We start from the raw sequence: 18,871 nt of genomic DNA, 5'->3' as shown, positions 1-18,871 counted from the left end.
AGGAAGAATGCTATGAATCAGACTAGTTTGAAACGTCATTATTTCGTACGCAGTATAATCTTGGCGGGATTTACGTTGCTCTTGGCCTATTTGATACTGTCAGAGAAGCTGAGTCATTACTTAGCACCTCGTCTTCACATGTTCAGTTATGTCACATTAGGAATTTTGGTCATTTTGACAGTGGTCAGCATACGGCAGGCGATCGTGGGGGCAAATGCGTATGATTGTGACTGCGAAGATGTACATAAGATGCCGCGTTCACCATGGAGCTCGCTCATCGTGTATGGATTGTTTGTTTTACCGTTAGCCATGGGATTGTTTATGCCAGATAAAATTTTGGGCAGCGCAGTCGCAGAAAAAAAAGGAATCACCTTGCTCAGTAACGATGTGAGAAAGCTGGCAGAGGTCGCCGTGGCGACAGACGAGCCACAAGTCGATGCGCCGGAAAAAGATTCTGCAAATAACGATAATGGGGATGAGGCTGCATCTGCTGGGCAGTCAGACGAAGCAACAGAGCCCGCGACACAAGGTGAATCAGAGCATGTGGCAAGCGAGGCAAGCAAGGACGCGCCTGAAGAAGATGAGCAAATCCGCAAACGCTTTGATACAGATGGTTTCGGAGATTTTTATACGAATTTGGCGGTGTCCTTGTACAAGCAGCCCGTGATCGAGCTGGATGAAAAGGTATTTCTCGATGGCTTGACCACGATGGAGCTGTATGCAAAAGAGTTTGCCGGAAAAGAAATGGAGACTCTCGGATTTGTCTATCGGCAATCTGATTTTTCCAATCAGCAATTTGTCGTGGCAAGATTCTCGGTATCCTGCTGCACCGCTGATGCGAGTGTGTTTGGGATATTGGTAGAAAAGCCTGATGGCAACAAATGGGCAAAAGATAGCTGGGTAAAGGTACGTGGCAAACTGGAGCTGAGAAAAGTGGATGGATTTGACATGCTTGTCTTGAAAGCAAATCATGTGGAACCAGTGAAAGCACCAAAGGACCCGTACGTCTATTACAGCTATGATGCCGCGTCAAACAGCTAGCTGCTGCAAAAACAGGGAGGACTACTCTTTATGATTCAATCGATTGCGATTTCCAATAGGGAAACAGCCAAGCGTGTGTGGGCTCTACAGCAGGCAGCCTATGCAGTAGAGGCAAAGCTCATCGGCTGGGCTGACCTCCCGCCTTTACGGGAAACCGTCGATGACCTGCTCGAATGCGGAGAAATGTTTGCCTGCTTTATGGATGGGGCTGAGCTTGCAGGAGCGATTTCTTTCAAGGTGGAGGATGGCGTAGTGGACATTCATCGCATGATGGTGCATCCAAACCATTTTCGCAAGGGCATTGCCAGTAAGTTGCTTCAGCATGTAGAAGCGGTGCAGCCAGAGTGGCAAAAAATGATTGTTTCTACAGGTGCTTTAAATGAGCCGGCCACACAGCTATACCAACGACACGGCTTTATGCTAGTCGAGCAAAAGGAAGTGGCTCCTGGACTGACGCTATCCTTTTTTGAAAAGAGCAGCAACTAACAACAAAAAGCTGGAGTCTCCAACGAGAGAGACGCCAGCTTTCTCTTTTTACAACTCGCCCATGCTCACTTTGCGTCGTGCAATGGCCTTGAAAAGCATGCCATGGCGCGGAGAAAAGAAAAAGGCAAGCAAAAAGAGCAGTCCAGCAACAGATGTCATGGCGCCTGCGATCGAGCTGTCCAGAAATGAGGCGAGGAAGTATCCGAAGACAGCAGAGAGAATGCCTACGCCCATACTTATAAGCAGCATGTGATGCAAACGGTCGGTTAACAAATAAGCGGTTGCGCTGGGCACGACGAGCATGGCGACAACGAGAATCGCTCCGACGCTTTCAAAGGCTGCAACCGTGGTGAGAGAGACGAGCGTCATCAGCAAGTAATGAAAGAGGACAACAGGGATTCCGATGGCCGCTGCCAATGCCGGATCAAAGCTGCACAGCTTAAACTGTTTGAAAAAAAGGCCAATGACGACCAGGCTGAAGAAAAAGACACTGCCGATTCCCCACAGAGCACGAGGCCCCATATCGAAACCGCCCCATTGCCACGTATCCCAAGGGACGTAGGCAATCTCTCCATACAACACACAATCCAGATCGAGATCGACCTGCTGGGTGAAGAGGGAGACGAGTACTACACCCACAGAAAACAGGGCGGTAAATGTCACGCCGATGGCAGCATCTGACTTTACTCCACTTTGGTGCAAAAGCTGTACGATAAACACGGTGATAAGCCCGATGAGTGCAGCTCCGATCAGCATCGGCAAAATCTCCCGACTGCCGCTAAATAAGAAAGCGATGACGATACCAGGGAGGATCGCGTGACTGATAGCATCTCCGAGCATCGCCATGCGTCGCAGGATCAGAAAGCAGCCGAGAAATCCGCAAGATGCTGCTACGAATGAACCTGTCAAAATAATCAAAAACGTGTTCACAGCGATAAACCTCCTTGGTTCGAAGGCTGTAGCAGATGCGAGACGCCACCATGTGTAGGAAGCTCTGGCGTCAGATCGTAGACCTTTAATTGGGCAAGCATAAGCGACAAGGTTTCGTGGGACAGCTGCGGAGCCAGCTCATCCTGATTCACATCAATTTCCAGATCGTGGTACTGGTTTTGATTCATATGATAAACATCCCACAGTCGCTGATTCAGAACGAGACGATGAGCCGTCTGCAAACCATCGGCAGTAAACGTCCAATATGCATCTGATTGAGCATGTGCACGCTGTGAGACAAAGCTTTTTTTCTCCAGACCTCTCAATACCTTGCGCACAATAGCAATCCTTTTTCCGCATTTTTGCGCCAGGTTCTCTGCATCGAAGCCATAATAAACACTGGCTGGACGGCTTTTCATTCTCTCTTCGAGGCGTTCATACAGAGCTTGCATGACGTCCTCCTCACGCACCTTGCTGCGCATCGCTACATAGCGAACTAGCCGAGCGATTACACCGCGTCGAGGAGAGAACAACAGCGAAATCAGGAAAAAGGCTGTCGCAGAAAGGACGATGGTAGGTCCAGTCGGCAAATTCTCTTGCTGGGTACTGATCAGCGTGCCCAAAACACCACTGAGGGCACCAAATATTCCGGAGAGGACGACCATTCGCCCGAGTTTGTCTGTCCAGTAGCGGGCTGTAACTGCCGGAGCGATCAGCATGGCAGCGACGAGGACGACACCTACCGCCTGTAGTCCAATGACGACAGACATGAGAAGCATGAGCATCAGTAAGCCATCCAGAAGACCCATAGGGAATCCAAGCCCTCGGCCGAAGCCAGGGTCAAAAGAGAGCAGGGTAAATTCCTTGAATAGCAAGCCTGTCGCGATTATGAGGACAGCAGCTACTATCATGATGGTGATGACATCACTTGCGACGAGGGATGCGGCTTGCCCGAATAAAAATTTGTCAAGGCCGCTTTGATTTCCGCTCGCACTGTGCTGGATGAAGGTGAGCAGCACAATTCCGATTCCAAAAAAGACGGATAGCGTTAGTGCGAGTGAAGTATCCTCTTTGATTCGGGTATGACGCGAGATTGCCGTGATGCAATACGTAGCGAGCAATCCGGCAACGCCAGCTCCGATGAGAAATAACCCGATTGATTTTGAGCCAGTCAAAAGATAGACGAGGCAGACACCAGGAAGGGCCGCATGTGCCAAGGCGTCACCAACAAGTGATCGCCCGCGTAAAAAAGCGAAGCAGCCCAAGACGCCACTGCTTATTCCAAGCAAGACACACCCCATCAAAACCCACTGCGTGTTCGGGTCCTGCAGGGCTAACCAAATGTTCATGGCTCAATCTCTCCTTTTGCAGATGAGCTGGTGAGCAGCACTTGATTGCCGAGGACGTGGAGACGCCCTCCGTACGTTTTTTGCAAATTGTCAGAGGTGAAGGTTTCTTTTGTTGGTCCGGCAGCGATCACTCTTCGGTTTAGCAAAATGGTCCAGTCAAAATATTCTTCGACGGTCTGCAAATCATGATGGACGACAAGCACCGTTTTTTTCTGCTGCTTCAATTCATTCAGGAGTAGAATAATTGCTTTTTCCGTAGCGGCATCTACTCCCGCAAATGGTTCATCCATGAAATAGAGATGGGCTTCCTGTGCCAGTGCCCGCGCAAGAAAAACGCGTTGCTGCTGACCACCGGAGAGCTGACTGATTTGTCGACTGGCGTAATCGGCCATACCGACTTTTTGGAGGCATTCCATGGCGTAATCTCGATCTGTCTTACTGGGGCGACGAAACCACCCCAGACGGCCATACCGTCCCATGAGTACAACATCAAGTGCATCGGTAGGGAAATCCCAGTCTACAGACTCGCGCTGCGGGACATAGCCGACCAGCTTTCTTTGCTGCCGATATGGTTTACCATAAATATGCGTTTCACCCGAGGCAACAGGAATCAGCCCCTGCACTGCCTTAATAAAAGTGGATTTGCCTGCTCCATTTGGTCCGATGATCCCGATCAGCTTCCCCTCAGGTACCTCTACATGAACACTTCTCAGGACCGGCTTTTTCTGATAAGCAACGGTCAAGTCCCGCACGCTTAGCGGAGCGGAAGAGGTAGTAACTGACATGCCTGTTCATCCTTCCCTGCAGTTTTTTTCGTACTATTTCAGTGCATTCACGATTGTATTCACATTGTGCTTTACCATTCCGATGTACGTACCTTCTGGTGTTCCGGTAGTTCCCATCGCATCAGAGAAAAGCTCTCCACCAATAGAAACGGTATGACTCTTGGCAGCAGCTCCCTGCACGACTGCTTCAATCGAGCGCTTGGGCACAGAAGATTCGACGAAAACGGCTTTAATTTGGCGAGCCACTAGTGTATCGACCAGGCTCTGGACATCCTTCAAGCCATATTCAGAAGCTGTACTGATACCCTGCAGGCCGAGAACCTCTACATCATAGGCATGGCCAAAATACTGGAAGGCATCGTGCGCCGTAACAAGCACGCGCTGTTCTTTCGGAACAGAAGCAAGCTGGGTTTGGGCATACGTATCGAGCTCTTTTAGCTCAGCCAAGTATTTTTCTGCATTTGCCGTATAGCTATCCTTGTTTGGAGCGTCAAAGGCGATCAAATCATCCCTTACTTGCTCGACTGCTTTCATCCAAAGCGATACATCAAACCAGACATGAGGGTCGGGATTGTCAGGAGAAGCGGGATCAGCGAGCAGATCATCAGTGGTCAGCTTGGCGGTAACAGCCTTGACAGGTTTGGATTTTCCGATCTTTTCGAAAATATCAATCATTTTTCCTTCCAGATGCTGTCCCGAGTAAAAAATGATGTCGGCACGATCAATTCGCTTGATATCACCCTCCGAAGCTTTGTACAGGTGAGGGTCTACCCCAGCCCCCATCAGCTGGGTTACCTCTACATGATTACCGCCTACCTGGTTGACGATATCAGCGACCATGCCAGTCGTTGTTGTCACCTTCCATTTGCCGTCATGAGATCCGGGTGATACACGATTGCTGTCTGCACAACCGGCAAGCAGGAGAGAGGCAGTAATTACTGCGGTGAAAACTCCCTTTCCCCATAACGATCGATATGTAGCTGTCATGGTTTGTCTCCCTTCAAGTTTTTTATGTGTATGCATGAATGTTTCCTCCAGGCAACATTGACGCAAAAAAATGACATCATGCAACATTGTTTTCCAAGGATAAAATTTGCTTCCTTTGGACAAACCTGTTCATTGATGCTGGGTGTAGCTGTGCAACAGCATATGCAAAAGGCAGGTGAACGTGTCACCTGCCTGCTTGTGTTTTACTCTGTTATTTGCTTGCTCGCTTATTTTCTTCCTCATAAAACCAGAGGGGATCATCGCAATCAACATCGCCGTTGTAGTTGATCAAGATTTCTTCTCCTGCTGCAATATCCGTATAGGCGTAAAAATCAAAGGTGTGGTTGTCGAAATTAATATCGTACGTCGCGTTAGGAGTGTACGAATGGTTAAATAACATGCCATATCCGAGGAGAAACGCTGTGTGGTTAGCACCATACTCGAAGGCGTAATCAGCGAGCATTGTTTTCTCGATATGATCATGCTCCTCATTGGGGTATGGAAGGACAGGGGCTTCATGAATGAGATCGCCTTTTGCAATGTCACGTGTAGCGAATACGCCTCTATTTAAATCTCCGTTGCTAAGCTTGGATGTCTTTACTTCTATCACGAATTATCACCTGCGTTCTATTGACTGTGGAGTTTTTCCTTTTTAAGAATGACAGTTGATTCGGCTGAAAGCAACACTTTTTCCTCGTGAATGGCCAAGGTGATGGATGGAAACCTGCTATTCTCCCTGTATTCCAGCTATTTTTTCATGACAAGATGATGACGGACGGCGTAGGCTGCCAGCTGTACACGATTAGCCAGCTGCAGCTTCTCCAAAATATTTTTCAAATGATTTTTGACTGTATTTTCAGCGATGATGAGTGCTTCACTGATTTCCCTGTTCGTTTTTCCAGCACCAACATAAATGACAATTTCTCGCTCGCGGGGAGTGAGAACATCAGGAACCGTTTCGTCTACATGCTCCTCCTGCCTGAAACGATAAAGCAGTCGTGTCGCCATTTCGCGGGATAACTCACTGTCCTCGCCGAGCAAGGCATGAAGATAGTTGACCCAATCATCTGGCTCCAAATTTTTTAGCAGGTAGCCTTGGGCACCGAATTGAATAGCTGTAATCAAATCGGCAACATCGTCTGAAATGCTCAGAATGACGACCCTGATATGCGGATAGGCTTTTTTGACTTCACGTGTAGCCTCCAGCCCACTCCATTTGGGCATATTGATGTCCATCAAAACCAGATCCGGCTTTAGCTTGCCGCAAAGCTCGAATGCCTCCTCGCCATTTTCTGCTTCGCCAATCACCTCAAAGGATGGATCAGCGTCAAGGAGACTGCGGATGGCCATGCGTGCCATCGGATGATCGTCAGCGATCAATACACGGTAACCGTTCATCTAGTAGAACCTCCAGAGTGGGAAGTCAGGCTTATGATTGTGCCGCCTTCCTTACGTTTTCGAATATCGACAGCGGCTTGCAGCTGACGGGCACGTTCGCGCATCATCGATAGTCCGTATTTTTTGGTATCCACGGATGTGTGCGTGATCCCAATTCCATCATCCTCGATGGAGAGGACCCAATTGCGTGGATCTTCTGTCGTGAGAGAAATCCAGGAGTGACGTGCCTGTGCGTGCTTGCGAATATTGGCAAATGCTTCCTGGATGATCCCGAATAGCTGTACTTCTTCGGCGGCGGAAAAAAAGTTTTCCTTGATTCGAATTTGCGAAGCGACATCTACGCCTGACAGGGCACTCCATTGGCTAAGCCATTTTTCCAAGCGTTGATCAAAGCTGCCTTCTTCAGGCAGAGCGCGCAAATTAAAAATGGCTTGCCGGACATGATTGTCAATGGCAGATACGGCGACGCGGGCTTCATCCAGATGACCCTGCTTCAGCTTCACATTCAGAAAAAACAGAGACTGTGCAATCCCGTCGTGCAGTTCCCGTGCCAATCGCTCGCGCTCCTCATAAACAGCTCGGCGGGCCTGCTCCTCCACGATACGCGCATTCATCCTTTTAATTGTGCGAAACATCCAGGTGGCGAACAAATAGGACAAGAGGAGAGTGAGCAGGGTGATGTACACATTGCCCGTCTCCATCGACATATAGGGTAACAAAAAATCATGGCGAACGAATTCGAAGCCTCCGATGATGATCGTAGGAATCAATACGGTCAACCAGTAAAAAATGCGATAAGACATTTCATAATCCCTTCTTTACTTATAGCAATCACTACGAGTGCGTGTTCAACTGACCACTTTTTGAACAACCTCTACTAAGTATACCGAATGGGACAAGTGGATGATATACTCGTATGAGAAAAGGTGGAAAGCAGGAGGGAGATTCATGCAAACCATTGCGAAAGCATTGACAATAGCAGGCTCAGATAGCGGGGGAGGAGCGGGAATTCAGGCAGACCTGAAAACCTTCCATCAGCTTGGTGTATATGGCATGAGTGCAATCACGGCAATTACCGCCCAAAATACATTGGGAGTAGCAGGTGTATATCCATTGCCGACAGAAGCTGTCTCGCACCAGATGCGTGAGGTGCTGCGAGACTTGGGAGCAGATGCTGCAAAGACAGGAATGCTGTTCGATGCGGCAATCATCAAAGCCGTTTCGGAAGAGATTCGCACATTTGGTCTGAAGAAGCTGGTGGTTGATCCAGTCATGATTGCCAAAGGCGGAGCGAAGCTGCTTTTGGACGAGGCAATCGCTGCGTTGAAGACGGATTTACTTCCGTTGGCAGAGGTCGTCACACCGAATTTGCCAGAAGCAGAATGCATGACAGGGATGGAGATTCGTACCCCGGAGGAAATGCGGGAGGGTGCAAGAGCCATTCATGCACTGGGTGCGCGCAATGTCCTTATGAAGGGTGGTCATCTCGAAGGGGATACTGTCGTTGACATTTTGTTCGACGGAACGAATTTTTATGAGCTGGCACATGAGCGTATCCAAACGCGCCATACACACGGAACAGGCTGCACGTTCTCCGCTGCATTGACAGCCGAATTGGCAAAAAATACACCGCTCGTTGGGGCAGTAGAGAAGGCAAATCGCTTTATCTTTGAGGCGATCAAAACAGCTCCGCAAATCGGGGGCGGACACGGTCCAACGAATCATTGGGCAGTAGTGGAGTAGGTTGCATCCTTTCAGAAAAAAGAAAAACTCGAGTTCCTATACGCGGGAGCTCGAGTTTTTGTATATGTGTCCTTTTTTATTTGACTTGAACGGAAAAATCCCCATGCAACCGAATTGGGTAATTATTTAACGTGAACGTATAAAAACTGGGTTCACCTTTGTTCGTCAATCGCTTGAACCAATACCCGTAGGATTGGGTGGTTTCCTTATCGCGCGTGGAGGAGGTTCCTTGGACATAATCGTATTCATTCCCGAGATCATCGGTTAATTCGTTTACAAGCCCATAAAAATGGTTTACGTCCTGCTGCGCAACCTCCAGCGTAAAGTCCATGCCGAGACCATCGCCCGTTTGACGCAAAGCATCTAACTGAAGCTGGGTGTCTGGTGCTTTTACCAACGTTTTGGCCTTGGCATCAATAACGACCTCAAGCTTATCTTTATCGATGGCCCGAATGCCGTTTGCCTTCAAATACAGCTTTGCGGGTTGGACAAAATACGTGCTTTCCAAATTGTAAACCATGCCATTTTCTCCGTAGGCGCGAGACGGCACCCCATTCCCCCAGAAGGCGTAGTTCTGCCCTTTTTCATCCACGAGCCGGAGCTGATCGAAGTCAAAGACGTGCTTTTTATTGGCTGGATCAAAAAGAATACTGACTTCTGTTTGCGTTGGGAAAACGGCGATCTGCTCAATGGTGAAGTGCAATCCATCCACCGTTACCTCTTTCATGACAGGATAGACCTGCTTTTCCAACGAAACATATTTCGTCTTGTCAATCGCAAAGGAAACGTATAGCGGAGTGTCCTGAGGAGCATTGTCTATTGCGACGGTAACCTTTGCAGTCAAAGTCTCTGGAATGTTGCTGTCCTCACTGATATAGACGTCAAACCGATCGCGGCTGACCGATGCTTCCTTGTGATTGCCGGGTGACCAGGAAATGCCGTACTGCCAATCCTTTCCGTTCGGATTAGTCAGCTCGATTTTATCCAGAGAAACATGCTGATCGAGCTTTTCAGATTGCAGGGTATAAAACACAAGCATACGCTTTTGATCCATCAAAACCTGATCGATGGTAAAGCTGACTCCATCCAGAGAGGTGCTCGCCCCAACACTTTGCACCATATTGTGTTCTACTGCCAATCGCATGCCTTTGTCGTCGCTAATCAGCTCCACCAGTTTTTCCATACCAGGAATATGACTGACGTATGCCGCAACCGCAGGAGAAAGCTTGATAGAGAAAAAGAAACTTAACAAAAGCATACAAGCAGCAGCACCCGAGCCTAGACGGATAAACCTCCGGCGGCGCTTTTTCTTGACAAGATTTGCCTGTTTGATTCCATTGCGAATGTACTGCTCGATTTGGGGAGGCATTGTGTGTGATTGTGCCCGTTGCGTATCTTCCTGCATTCCCGTCACCATCCTTTCCTGAGGTCTTTGCGTAGGGCCCCCAAAGCCTTGTGCAGCCATGTTTTGATCGTTCCCTCTGGATGACCGAGCACATCAGCAATTTCCCGAATGGTTCGATCCTCAAAATACTTCAGAATGATGATATGACGATGCGCTGGGGTCAAACGGGAGAGGGCCTCCTCAATATACATGCGCTCGACAGTTTGCTCATGAAGGTCTATGTCCAAGTCACGGTTCTGCTCGTTGCCCACCTCTATCGGATCGACCAAAAGCCGTTTTTTCCTTTTTTGCTCATCGACACAGACGTGTATGAGAATTCTCGTTAGCCACGTGCTGAAATAGGCTGCCTGTTCAAGTCGGGACAGCTTGAGATAGGAGCGGCAGGTCGCCTCCTGGATGGCTTCCAGAGCATCATTTTCATTGTGTAGAAAGGCGTAAGCCACTTTATACAATTTTTCCTTTTGCAGACTGACGGCTTCAAAAAAAGCTTCATCATCGCCGCGTGTGGCACGCAGGACAAGCTGTTCCAGATTCACATTTTCTCCCTCCTAGAAATTAGACGCGCAACTGGGTGAAACGGTTTTAACAAAATGTGCAGCCTCATCGTTTTTGTCGAACCTACCGCCCACGAAGTGCTTACAGTAAAGAAAGAAGAGAAAGGGTGGGGCAGATGAATGTGGATCAAATGGGTAACGATTCATGAGTCGTACGGTCTTCCCAGAGTAGCGCAGGAGTGCCGCAGATTTCTCGAGACAAAAGGAATTTCGGTTAGATTGACGTCCCAAAAAACGAAAAGAGCAGGGTATCTCTATATGCTCCAGGTGCCTTCGAAGCAGGAGGAGCAAGCCAAAAAATGGCTTGCTGATTTCAAAAGCTCATTAGGATAGTAACCGTGGACCAGCCAGTCATCCCCTCAGCAAGACCAAGCAACTCGGGTCATACTAGTCAAAGGGGTGATTCTCGATGGCGACTACACTTATGGAAGCACCAGAAAAAACAGAACAGAAGGGCTCCCGGCTTTTTGTTCCGGATTATGTGTTTGTGGAGCCAAATGCGCTTCAATATCCACTTGGACAAGAGCTGTATCGCCGTTTTCAGGACGAAGGTATACCGATGCAAATGACTACAAGCCATAATCAGGTAAGGGGCATACCAGGGGAGACGGATGTAGAGAAGTACCGCAACGCGAAGCGCACACTTGTGATCGGGGTAAGAAAGACGTTAAAATTCGAAACCTCGAAACCGTCTGCTGAATATGCGATCCCGCTTGCTACTGGCTGTGCCGCTCATTGTCACTACTGCTACTTGAATACGAATATCGGCACCAAGCCATATGTTCGTGTCTATGTCAATACAGATGAAATTCTCGAACAGGCAAACAAATACATTCAGGAGCGTCCAGGGGAAATTACCCGCTTCGAAGCAGCCTGTACATCCGATCCGGTTAGTATTGAGCATATTACAGGCAATTTGAAACGGGCGATTGAATTTATGGGGAAACAGGAGTTTGGACGCCTGCGGTTCGTTACCAAATTTCATCACGTAGATTCCTTGCTGGATGCGAGTCATAACAAGCATACCCGGTTTCGCTTCAGCATGAACGCCGATTATGTCATCAAAAATTTTGAGCCCGGCACTTCCAGCTTCAGTCAACGTATCGAAGCAGCGGGCAAGGTAGCGAAAGCGGGCTATCCGTTAGGGTTTATTCTTGCCCCATTATACTGGTTTGATGGCTGGGAGGCAGGCTACACGAATTTGTTGGAGAGTTTACGTACCCAATTGGTTCCCGAGGCTTTGGAGGATTTGACTTTTGAATTGATCCAGCACAGATTTACAAAAATCGCCAAAAACTTGATCCTGCAGCGGTATCCGAAAACGAAGCTGGAAATGAACGAGGAAGAGCGCAAGTACAAGTGGGGAAAATACGGCAAAGGCAAGTACGTTTATCCTGATGTGCAAGCAAAAGCGCTGCAAGGACATTTGGAGCGGGAAATCGCTCGATTATTCCCGCAGGCACGCGTCGAATATTTTACATGATGAACCGGCTGGAAAGCTGCTCTCACTGGGAGCAGTTTTTCTTTTTTTTGGCTATCATTCGAATGGTTTCGACAAAAGATTGCGTGCGTGCTAAAATATGGAGTGCTCTCATTTTCGTGAAAGGATTCGAAGCATACATGAAGTCCATATTAATAACTGTCGAGGGACCTATTGGCATCGGCAAAACATCTTTGTCACGGGAACTAAGTCGTGCATTTGAGTTGCAGCTGCTGGAAGAAATCGTTTACGAAAATCCATTCTTGGGAAAATTTTACGAGAATATTGCGGAATGGAGCTTCCAGACAGAAATGTTTTTTCTGTGCAATCGCTACAAACAATTACAAGACATCCACAACGATTATTTAAATCAAGGCATCTCTGTTGTATCTGATTATAATATTTTTAAAAATACTATTTTTTCCAAAAGGACCTTGACTGGAGAAAACTTGCCCAAGTATTTGAAAATCTACGATATTTTGACTGAGGATTTACCACAGGCGAACTTGGTTATCTATCTGACAGCTTCGCTGGATACGGTCATGAAGCGGATTGGGTTGCGGGATAGGGAAGTGGAGCGATCCATGGATGTATCCTACATGGAAAATCTGATTGCGGATTACGATGAATTTATGAAAGCGTTTGAAAAGCATCATCCAGAAGTACCGGTTATCAAATTTGACTGTGATGATCTGGATTTCGTACATAGACCAGAGGATTTGCGCTATGTATTGGATCGTCTCGAACCACAGATTCGTGCGCTTAAGGCGTAACGGCATCATTTTTCAGTCAGTTTGCAAGTATTGTGAATAAGGAGTTGCGTACATGTCTAGGTTTCAAAGCAGCCAAATCCGTGAAAAATACGGAATACCAAGCAATGCGGTCATTACGATTGGAGGAACAGTCGGGGTAGGCAAGTCTACCTTTACACATGCTCTGGCTGAGCAGCTAGGTTTTCGTGTCTCGGTAGAAAAAGTGGATAACAACCCTTATCTGGGCCGCTATTATCATGATTTGTCGCGTTGGGGCTTTCATTTGCAAATATTCTTTTTGGCTGAGCGTTTCAAGGAACAGAAAAGAATGTTTGAGTATGGTGGAGGGTTTGTCCAAGACCGCTCGATTTATGAGGATACAGGAATTTTTGCCCGCATGCTGTATGAACAAGGCAATATGACCGAAGAAGATTATCGCACTTATACGGAATTATTCGAAGCGATGGTGATGACGCCATACTTCCCGCATCCAGACATCCTGATTTATCTGGAAGGCAGCTTTGACGATATTATTGACCGCGTCAAAGAGCGTGGACGTCCGATGGAGCAGCAAACTCCCATCGATTATTGGCAAGACTTGTTTGGACGCTATGAAAAATGGATTGGCTCGTTTCAGGCTTGTCCGATTTTGCGTGTCAATATCAATGAATATGATGTCGTGGATGATCCGACATCTGTTGAAAATATCATTGCTCGCGTAGCGGAAAAAATTCGTATTGGACGAGCTACCAGATTATAATGGTAAAAATATAGCGCACCCCTTACAACGCATGCTGGCGAAGCAGGGGTGCCTTTTTGTTCTTATTTTGCTTTCCAGCCTTCCAGCAAAAGCGATAGTGCAGTCTTTATTTCCAGCAGAGCCTGTTCCTGATCTGGCATCTGTGCAACCCAGAGCACACCCTCGTTCATCGCTCCCGATAGCAAATGGGTCATCGCGTTTATCGAAAAAGACTTGAGATAACCTTGCTGCGCCATGTCTTCAAGCTGCTCCCGCAAGAGTCGCATGGAATGCTGTTCATCCATCTTGCGCCACGCCTCCCAGCCTACCACTGAAGGACCGTCAATCAACAGGATGCGTCTGTTTTGGTTTTCGACGGCAGCGCTCACGAAAGCGAGACAACCGAGAAGCAGCTGCTCCCAAGGGTCACTGCTTTTTCCGGCTTCTGTCTCAACACGTTCGGCAATTTCTTTTTGAACCAAGTCAAGGATTGCCATAAATAAACCTTCCTTATTGCCAAAATGATGATAAAGAGCACCACGGGTTAGTCCGGCTTTTTTGACCAGATCCTCCATGGCGGCATCGGCATATCCATATGTGGTAAAAAAGTCCCTGGCTACTTCTGTTAGCTTGCTGATGGTTAGTTTGGCTTGCTCTGCTTTTGATGTTTTCATGAAAAAGGCAACTCCTGTCTATTCCCTGCTGTCGTTTTCAATGTATTGGCTGCTGAAATCCTCAGATGGCGGGATGACGGTAATGACATCAATTAATACTCCGTTTAGATCGGAGGTAATAAAATGGCGCTGCCCAAAAGCCTCGTCTCGGATATCCAGTTGGAGGTGCAGACCAGCTTTTTTGATTAATTTTTCGTATTCGGCGTCTACGTCATCCACTTCAAAATTCATGATAATCCCATTTGTCGTTTGGCGAAAGCCCGAAGGAATGGTTGAGTGTGTCGATTCAAGAACAGCCAGTTCAAAAGGAGGGATACTTTTATTATTTTTCAAGCTGACATACCAATCTGCTTCAAACACAAGATCAAAACCAAAATGATCGATGTAAAAAGCTGCGGTTGCAGCAACCTGCTCCGTAAGAATGACTGGATAAAAACTGTTTACTTTCATATATAGGCACCCCTTATTGGAAGATATCAACAATTTAACATACATACTGTATGTATGCAAGCGTGAAAAGCAAAAATATTTGCTCATGGCTTGCTCCTTTCTACACTTTGCGCATGGGAAAACGCCTGCGGATAAACCCCTCTGTGGTATAATAAGAACATCTTGGAACGATAAAGGAGCTCAGACATGGCAGAAGAATGGTTTGAACGCAGCTTTCGCGAAGATTACGTGCTTGTGTATCGGCACCGGGATGACTCGGCAGCCGATGGAGAGATCGCCAATTTACTGGAACGGTTGCCGATCAAGGACACAGGACGGGTACTCGATCTTTGCTGTGGGAGCGGGCGTCATTCGCGTGCGCTGGCTCGCCGGGGGTACGATGTGGTAGGAGTGGATTTGTCGCCTGTCCTTTTGCAGTTGGCAGAGGAACAGAACACCTATCCACAGCTGAGTTTTGCCCGCTGTGACATGCGTAATATTCCGTATCAGGGCGAATTTGATATCGTCGTGAATTTGTTCACCAGCTTTGGTTACTTTTCTACGGATGAGGAAAATGCAACCGTTATCCGAAACATGGCAAAGGCGTTGAAAACGGAAGGCGAAGTAATAATCGACTATTTGAATCCCGCCTACGTAACCGCGAATTTGGTCGCGCAGTCTACAAAGGAAGTCGGCACCATGTTGATTGAGGAAAATCGCTGGATCGAAAATGGTTTTGTAAAAAAACGAATCGTCATTCATGAAGATGCGACCGACGAGCCGAGAGTATATCACGAGCAGGTTCGACTTTTTCAGGTAGAACAAATGATTGCCATGCTTGAGCAAGCAGGCTTTGGGCAAATTCAAGTATTTGGTAATTATCAATTCGAAGAGTATGTCGCAAATGAATCACCACGCATGATTTTCTATGCGATTAAGCAGTAAGATAAAGCGGATAAGCGTGACTAACCGTTACGTCTGGTGAATATGATGGTGTAACAACCATTAATCGGACAAAAGGGGGCGTCTGGACATGAGCAGATTGTCTTTGGAACAGGTCAAACTGTATTTGGGCAAGGTGCCAGGATGGAAGCTGGTTGAGGACAGGATGGCATTATCACGCACTTACAACTGTCGAGACTTTGCTACAGCGATCAGTTTTGTCAATCGAGTAGCAGAACTGCTTGAGCCAGATAGCCAGCACGTGGAGATTCATCTAAACGGCGGGATGGTTACCTTTACACTCGCTACTCGTGAAGCAAAAGGCTTGACAGGAAAAGATTTTGCACTCGCTCAGACGATCAGCAAAGTCAGCTGAGCAAAAGGAAGTAGCCGCTTCTTTTTTGAAGCGGTATTTCTTTTGCTTCCATCCGATTGTTTGATATGATGAGCACGAGGAACAAGTAACGGAGGGAAATGAAATGGAAATTCAGCAGCACGCACGGTTATTGAGCATATTGACAGGTGACTTTGAAAAGCAGCAGGCAACGATTACTTTCACCCAATGGGATACAGACAGTGAGGATGACGAAGAGGTTGCCGAGTTTCGTGGACAGCTGGTAGGTGTCAAGCTGACCGAAAATGAATTCGACGAAAAAGACCTGCTGCTTCTATTCGCTGATGAAGAGAACGAGACAGTGGAAATATTGATGGAAATTCCGGGCGAGGAAGTAGACTTGGCGACATACAATGAAGGACGTCTCCAAATTTTTGGTACAGAAGCGGAGATCGTTTTGGCAAAATGAAAACGAAACATGCCTTTCGTTATGTAGGTACTCCTGATCCGATCACGGAGAGAGAAGCTTATCATTGCGAAAAATATATCAAAAAAAACAAAGACCAAATGCTTCAGACGCAGAAGTATTTGGTCGATGTTCCCGCGCTTTTATCGTTGTTTCATCTGGATTGCTGGAACTGTCGGAAGGTCCATCGTGAAACATGCTGTGAAGGTGGACAGCCTTACGCGGTAGAAAAGTGGCAGATTCCCATTATTGAGGGAGAGATTCCCGAGATTTCGAAACGGATCAAAGATGAGCAAGTGAAAAAAGCTTTGCATCAGGAAGGCGTATGGGACCCAGAGCAGCTTGTGGGAACCATTCGGATGAGGCACGGCAATTGTCTGTTTTATCAAGAAAACAATGGACGATATGGTTGCGCGATCCATGCCTATGCGGAAGAGACAGGGCATGATGTGCATTCGCTCAAGCCTTTTAGCTGCCAATTGTATCCCATCGATCTGATTGATACAGGCGAGAATATATTGCTAACTGCCGTTACGCAGGAGACCTCCACGTTTTCTCGCTGGGGGACGGATTATTTGGAGCAATTTTACTGTGCAAGCCGAAATCGTAGACAGCTTGCGGTTCACCTTAGTGACGATTTATTTGCCCTGGGCGGATATCGCCCGGCCTATGAATGGAACCTGCCATTACTGCGTTACTTATTGCAGGAAGAAGCGGATCATGTTGAAAAAATTCTGGCAGATCGCTACGACCTGTTAAGTGTGCAAGTGTGATTGGAACCATCCACACCATGTGTTATGATGGGTGAGGCTTAAAGTAGATTTGCAAAGGAGTAACAACAAATGAACGTCAAGACAACACAGGAATCTCGTACAATCCAGGCTTCTTTGGTACAACCATCCGACACCAATTATCATGGAACGATTTTCGGTGGAACCATGATGGCTTATATAGATGAAGTAGCTGCCATTGCTGCTATGCGTCACTCACGGCGTCCAGTTGTAACGGCTTCCATCGATTCGATAGATTTTCTCGCTCCTGTTAAAATGGGTCACTCCATTTGCCTAGAAGCATTCGTTTCTTCGACAGGCAGAACCTCCATGGAGGTTTTTGTGAAGGTGATCTCTGAAAATTTGCAGTCAGGTGATCGCGTGCTTACCGCAACCTCGTTTCTCACATTTGTAGCTCTGGATGAAGAGGGGAACCCAACGGAAGTGGCGGCTGTGGTCCCTGAAACAGAGGAAGAGAAAAATCTCATGACGTCTGCTGACGAGCGCAAGAAAATGCGCAAGGAGCGAAAAAGCAATACGCAAGCCTTTATTAGCCAATTGTCGGTTAAGAAAAGCATTTAGTCTAAGCGTGCTTTCAACCTGAGCGACAGCTCGTTCAGGACGCACTACATTTTCAAACCTGGGAGGAATGGGGATGAAATACCGGAGACTAGGGAAAACCGATCTGAAGGTTTCGGTGATCGGAGTAGGTACTTGGCAGTTTGGCGGCGAGTGGGGAATGGACTTTAGCCAGGCTGAGGTAGATCAGATCCTTGACAAAGCAAAGCAACTGGGAATCAACCTGATCGATACGGCAGAATGCTATGGGGATCATTTGTCTGAAAAGCTGATTGGCGAGTATTTGAAAAAGGATCGACGTGAGGACTGGATTGTTGCTACCAAATTCGGTCATCATTTTCATGAGCGATTTACTAGGACGAATGACTACTCTGCAGAGTCGGTCCTCCAGCAGCTGGATCAATCATTGAAGGCACTGCAAACAGACTATATCGATTTGTATCAGTTCCACTCTGGGCCGGATGAGGCGTTTGACAATGACGCTCTGTGGACGATGCTCGATAAGCAGATTGCTGCCGGGAAAATCAGACATCTCGGTTTATCAATCGCCAAAAACGATAACCTGCACCAAACGGCTTCTGCATCCAAAATCAATGCAAAAGCGGTCCAAGTCGTCTACAACCGTTTGGACCGAAAGCCGGAGGAAGAGGTTTTTGTTTCTTGCCAGGAGCAAGATTTGGGTGTGTTGGCACGTGTGCCGCTTGCAAGCGGGTACCTCAGTGGAAAGTACAAGCCAGGAGCGGTTTTTGCTGGCAACGACGTTCGCCACCGTCACGACCAGGAGCATGTTCGCAATTTGCTTGCACAGGTTGAAGAAATCAAACAGCAGGAAGTTCCCGAGGGCATGGATATGGCACAATGGGCTTTAGCGTGGTGCTTAAATCATCCAGCAGTCACTACGGTGATTCCAGGCAGTAAAAACCCTGCACAGGTAGAGGCAAATGCCAAAGCCGCTGACTATGTCAGTGACGAGCATCCACAAGCAGTACGGTCATAAAAAGGAGGAGCCAGCTGGACTGGTTCCTCCT

At 47.6% G+C, this 18,871-nt stretch carries 24 protein-coding genes; 13 read left to right on the top strand and 11 right to left on the bottom strand.

The window, feature by feature from the left end; genetic code table 11:
- Positions 1 to 12 precede the first annotated feature (12 nt).
- Complete coding sequence (locus ADS79_RS21505) at positions 13 to 1,041, top strand: TIGR03943 family putative permease subunit (RefSeq protein WP_049740416.1); 1,029 nt, start codon at positions 13 to 15, stop codon at positions 1,039 to 1,041.
- A 30-nt stretch (positions 1,042 to 1,071) separates the two neighbouring features.
- Positions 1,072 to 1,527, top strand: a complete 456-nt coding sequence (locus ADS79_RS21500; protein WP_049740415.1) for a GNAT family N-acetyltransferase — start codon at positions 1,072 to 1,074, stop codon at positions 1,525 to 1,527.
- A gap of 48 nt (positions 1,528 to 1,575) precedes the next feature.
- Here the strand turns inward: ADS79_RS21500 and ADS79_RS21495 are convergent, their stop codons facing one another.
- The 7 genes from ADS79_RS21495 to ADS79_RS21465 all read right to left on the bottom strand — a co-directional run bounded on the left by ADS79_RS21495 (position 1,576) and on the right by ADS79_RS21465 (position 7,779).
- A complete protein-coding gene (locus tag ADS79_RS21495; RefSeq protein WP_049740414.1) occupies positions 1,576 to 2,457 on the bottom strand; it encodes a metal ABC transporter permease in 882 nt (293 codons plus the stop codon).
- Complete coding sequence (locus ADS79_RS21490; RefSeq protein WP_049740413.1) at positions 2,454 to 3,806, bottom strand: metal ABC transporter permease; 1,353 nt, start codon at positions 3,804 to 3,806, stop codon at positions 2,454 to 2,456. Before ADS79_RS21490 ends, ADS79_RS21495 begins: the two co-directional genes overlap by 4 nt.
- A complete protein-coding gene (locus tag ADS79_RS21485; protein WP_049740412.1) occupies positions 3,803 to 4,591 on the bottom strand; it encodes a metal ABC transporter ATP-binding protein in 789 nt (262 codons plus the stop codon). The genes ADS79_RS21490 and ADS79_RS21485 overlap by 4 nt, the downstream gene beginning before the upstream one ends.
- Positions 4,592 to 4,624: 33 nt before the next feature.
- Positions 4,625 to 5,578: a metal ABC transporter solute-binding protein, Zn/Mn family gene (locus ADS79_RS21480; RefSeq protein ID WP_049741097.1), complete on the bottom strand. Its 954-nt coding sequence runs from the start codon at positions 5,576 to 5,578 to the stop codon at positions 4,625 to 4,627.
- 211 nt (positions 5,579 to 5,789) lie between these two features.
- Positions 5,790 to 6,188 (bottom strand): SET domain-containing protein, encoded by a 399-nt coding sequence (locus ADS79_RS21475; protein ID WP_049740411.1) that lies wholly within the window; start codon positions 6,186 to 6,188, stop codon positions 5,790 to 5,792.
- A gap of 137 nt (positions 6,189 to 6,325) precedes the next feature.
- The gene (locus tag ADS79_RS21470) at positions 6,326 to 6,976 is read right to left on the bottom strand and encodes a response regulator (protein WP_049740410.1); all 651 of its coding nucleotides are present in this window, start codon (positions 6,974 to 6,976) and stop codon (positions 6,326 to 6,328) included.
- Entirely contained in the window at positions 6,973 to 7,779 is an 807-nt protein-coding gene (locus ADS79_RS21465; protein ID WP_049740409.1) for a sensor histidine kinase, read from the bottom strand. Before ADS79_RS21465 ends, ADS79_RS21470 begins: the two co-directional genes overlap by 4 nt.
- Before the next feature lie 145 nt (positions 7,780 to 7,924).
- Here ADS79_RS21465 and thiD point away from each other — a divergent pair, with 145 nt between their 5' ends.
- Positions 7,925 to 8,719 carry a bifunctional hydroxymethylpyrimidine kinase/phosphomethylpyrimidine kinase gene (thiD, locus tag ADS79_RS21460; RefSeq protein ID WP_049740408.1) on the top strand — a complete coding sequence of 265 codons (795 nt, stop codon included), beginning with the start codon at positions 7,925 to 7,927 and terminating at the stop codon, positions 8,717 to 8,719.
- A 76-nt stretch (positions 8,720 to 8,795) separates the two neighbouring features.
- Here the strand turns inward: thiD and ADS79_RS21455 are convergent, their stop codons facing one another.
- Positions 8,796 to 10,124, bottom strand: a complete 1,329-nt coding sequence (locus ADS79_RS21455; protein ID WP_049740407.1) for a DUF4179 domain-containing protein — start codon at positions 10,122 to 10,124, stop codon at positions 8,796 to 8,798.
- 5 nt (positions 10,125 to 10,129) lie between these two features.
- Positions 10,130 to 10,660, bottom strand: coding sequence for a sigma-70 family RNA polymerase sigma factor (locus ADS79_RS21450; RefSeq protein WP_049740406.1), 531 nt, complete (start codon positions 10,658 to 10,660; stop codon positions 10,130 to 10,132).
- Positions 10,661 to 10,798: 138 nt separating this feature from the next.
- Between ADS79_RS21450 and ADS79_RS21445 the strand changes: the two genes are divergently transcribed.
- The 4 genes from ADS79_RS21445 (at position 10,799) to ADS79_RS21430 (ending at position 13,670) form a co-directional block, all read left to right on the top strand.
- Positions 10,799 to 11,011: a hypothetical protein gene (locus ADS79_RS21445; protein WP_049740405.1), complete on the top strand. Its 213-nt coding sequence runs from the start codon at positions 10,799 to 10,801 to the stop codon at positions 11,009 to 11,011.
- A gap of 76 nt (positions 11,012 to 11,087) precedes the next feature.
- Positions 11,088 to 12,161 carry a spore photoproduct lyase gene (gene splB / locus ADS79_RS21440; protein WP_049740404.1) on the top strand — a complete coding sequence of 358 codons (1,074 nt, stop codon included), beginning with the start codon at positions 11,088 to 11,090 and terminating at the stop codon, positions 12,159 to 12,161.
- A 137-nt stretch (positions 12,162 to 12,298) separates the two neighbouring features.
- Entirely contained in the window at positions 12,299 to 12,931 is a 633-nt protein-coding gene (locus ADS79_RS21435) for a deoxynucleoside kinase (RefSeq protein ID WP_049741096.1), read from the top strand.
- Between the two features lie 52 nt (positions 12,932 to 12,983).
- Entirely contained in the window at positions 12,984 to 13,670 is a 687-nt protein-coding gene (locus ADS79_RS21430; RefSeq protein WP_049740403.1) for a deoxynucleoside kinase, read from the top strand.
- 62 nt (positions 13,671 to 13,732) lie between these two features.
- Here ADS79_RS21430 and ADS79_RS21425 read toward each other — a convergent pair whose 3' ends face one another.
- On the bottom strand, positions 13,733 to 14,323 hold the full coding sequence (locus ADS79_RS21425; protein WP_049740402.1) for a TetR/AcrR family transcriptional regulator: 591 nt from the start codon (positions 14,321 to 14,323) through the stop codon (positions 13,733 to 13,735).
- Positions 14,324 to 14,341: 18 nt separating this feature from the next.
- A complete protein-coding gene (locus tag ADS79_RS21420; protein ID WP_049740401.1) occupies positions 14,342 to 14,773 on the bottom strand; it encodes a VOC family protein in 432 nt (143 codons plus the stop codon).
- Positions 14,774 to 14,959: 186 nt separating this feature from the next.
- Here ADS79_RS21420 and ADS79_RS21415 point away from each other — a divergent pair, with 186 nt between their 5' ends.
- From ADS79_RS21415 to ADS79_RS21390, 6 genes are all read left to right on the top strand, one after another.
- Entirely contained in the window at positions 14,960 to 15,697 is a 738-nt protein-coding gene (locus tag ADS79_RS21415; protein WP_049740400.1) for a class I SAM-dependent methyltransferase, read from the top strand.
- Between the two features lie 88 nt (positions 15,698 to 15,785).
- The gene (locus ADS79_RS21410; RefSeq protein ID WP_049740399.1) at positions 15,786 to 16,070 is read left to right on the top strand and encodes a 4a-hydroxytetrahydrobiopterin dehydratase; all 285 of its coding nucleotides are present in this window, start codon (positions 15,786 to 15,788) and stop codon (positions 16,068 to 16,070) included.
- Between the two features lie 103 nt (positions 16,071 to 16,173).
- A complete protein-coding gene (locus tag ADS79_RS21405; protein ID WP_049740398.1) occupies positions 16,174 to 16,497 on the top strand; it encodes a hypothetical protein in 324 nt (107 codons plus the stop codon).
- Positions 16,494 to 17,267: a DUF3109 family protein gene (locus ADS79_RS21400; RefSeq protein ID WP_049740397.1), complete on the top strand. Its 774-nt coding sequence runs from the start codon at positions 16,494 to 16,496 to the stop codon at positions 17,265 to 17,267. The genes ADS79_RS21405 and ADS79_RS21400 overlap by 4 nt, the downstream gene beginning before the upstream one ends.
- A gap of 69 nt (positions 17,268 to 17,336) precedes the next feature.
- Positions 17,337 to 17,846 (top strand): acyl-CoA thioesterase, encoded by a 510-nt coding sequence (locus tag ADS79_RS21395; RefSeq protein WP_049740396.1) that lies wholly within the window; start codon positions 17,337 to 17,339, stop codon positions 17,844 to 17,846.
- Positions 17,847 to 17,919: 73 nt separating this feature from the next.
- Positions 17,920 to 18,840 carry an aldo/keto reductase gene (locus tag ADS79_RS21390; RefSeq protein ID WP_049740395.1) on the top strand — a complete coding sequence of 307 codons (921 nt, stop codon included), beginning with the start codon at positions 17,920 to 17,922 and terminating at the stop codon, positions 18,838 to 18,840.
- Positions 18,841 to 18,871 lie beyond the last annotated feature (31 nt).

Origin of the sequence: Brevibacillus reuszeri, assembly GCF_001187725.1 — a bacterium.
In the GTDB taxonomy this organism is placed as follows: domain Bacteria; phylum Bacillota; class Bacilli; order Brevibacillales; family Brevibacillaceae; genus Brevibacillus; species Brevibacillus reuszeri.
Note: the sequence above shows the minus strand (reverse complement) of the source record. Positions and strands in the feature narration are given on the sequence as shown.

Coding starts and splice junctions, on each gene's coding strand:
- ADS79_RS21505 (WP_049740416.1), top strand. CDS start 13: ATGAATCAGACTAGTTTGAAACGTCATTATTTCGTACGCAGTATAATC.
- ADS79_RS21500 (WP_049740415.1), top strand. CDS start 1,072: ATGATTCAATCGATTGCGATTTCCAATAGGGAAACAGCCAAGCGTGTG.
- ADS79_RS21490 (WP_049740413.1), bottom strand. CDS start 3,806: ATGAACATTTGGTTAGCCCTGCAGGACCCGAACACGCAGTGGGTTTTG.
- ADS79_RS21485 (WP_049740412.1), bottom strand. CDS start 4,591: ATGTCAGTTACTACCTCTTCCGCTCCGCTAAGCGTGCGGGACTTGACC.
- ADS79_RS21480 (WP_049741097.1), bottom strand. CDS start 5,578: ATGACAGCTACATATCGATCGTTATGGGGAAAGGGAGTTTTCACCGCA.
- ADS79_RS21470 (WP_049740410.1), bottom strand. CDS start 6,976: ATGAACGGTTACCGTGTATTGATCGCTGACGATCATCCGATGGCACGC.
- ADS79_RS21465 (WP_049740409.1), bottom strand. CDS start 7,779: ATGTCTTATCGCATTTTTTACTGGTTGACCGTATTGATTCCTACGATC.
- thiD (WP_049740408.1), top strand. CDS start 7,925: ATGCAAACCATTGCGAAAGCATTGACAATAGCAGGCTCAGATAGCGGG.
- ADS79_RS21455 (WP_049740407.1), bottom strand. CDS start 10,124: ATGCAGGAAGATACGCAACGGGCACAATCACACACAATGCCTCCCCAA.
- ADS79_RS21445 (WP_049740405.1), top strand. CDS start 10,799: ATGTGGATCAAATGGGTAACGATTCATGAGTCGTACGGTCTTCCCAGA.
- splB (WP_049740404.1), top strand. CDS start 11,088: ATGGCGACTACACTTATGGAAGCACCAGAAAAAACAGAACAGAAGGGC.
- ADS79_RS21435 (WP_049741096.1), top strand. CDS start 12,299: ATGAAGTCCATATTAATAACTGTCGAGGGACCTATTGGCATCGGCAAA.
- ADS79_RS21430 (WP_049740403.1), top strand. CDS start 12,984: ATGTCTAGGTTTCAAAGCAGCCAAATCCGTGAAAAATACGGAATACCA.
- ADS79_RS21425 (WP_049740402.1), bottom strand. CDS start 14,323: ATGAAAACATCAAAAGCAGAGCAAGCCAAACTAACCATCAGCAAGCTA.
- ADS79_RS21420 (WP_049740401.1), bottom strand. CDS start 14,773: ATGAAAGTAAACAGTTTTTATCCAGTCATTCTTACGGAGCAGGTTGCT.
- ADS79_RS21415 (WP_049740400.1), top strand. CDS start 14,960: ATGGCAGAAGAATGGTTTGAACGCAGCTTTCGCGAAGATTACGTGCTT.
- ADS79_RS21410 (WP_049740399.1), top strand. CDS start 15,786: ATGAGCAGATTGTCTTTGGAACAGGTCAAACTGTATTTGGGCAAGGTG.
- ADS79_RS21405 (WP_049740398.1), top strand. CDS start 16,174: ATGGAAATTCAGCAGCACGCACGGTTATTGAGCATATTGACAGGTGAC.
- ADS79_RS21400 (WP_049740397.1), top strand. CDS start 16,494: ATGAAAACGAAACATGCCTTTCGTTATGTAGGTACTCCTGATCCGATC.
- ADS79_RS21395 (WP_049740396.1), top strand. CDS start 17,337: ATGAACGTCAAGACAACACAGGAATCTCGTACAATCCAGGCTTCTTTG.
- ADS79_RS21390 (WP_049740395.1), top strand. CDS start 17,920: ATGAAATACCGGAGACTAGGGAAAACCGATCTGAAGGTTTCGGTGATC.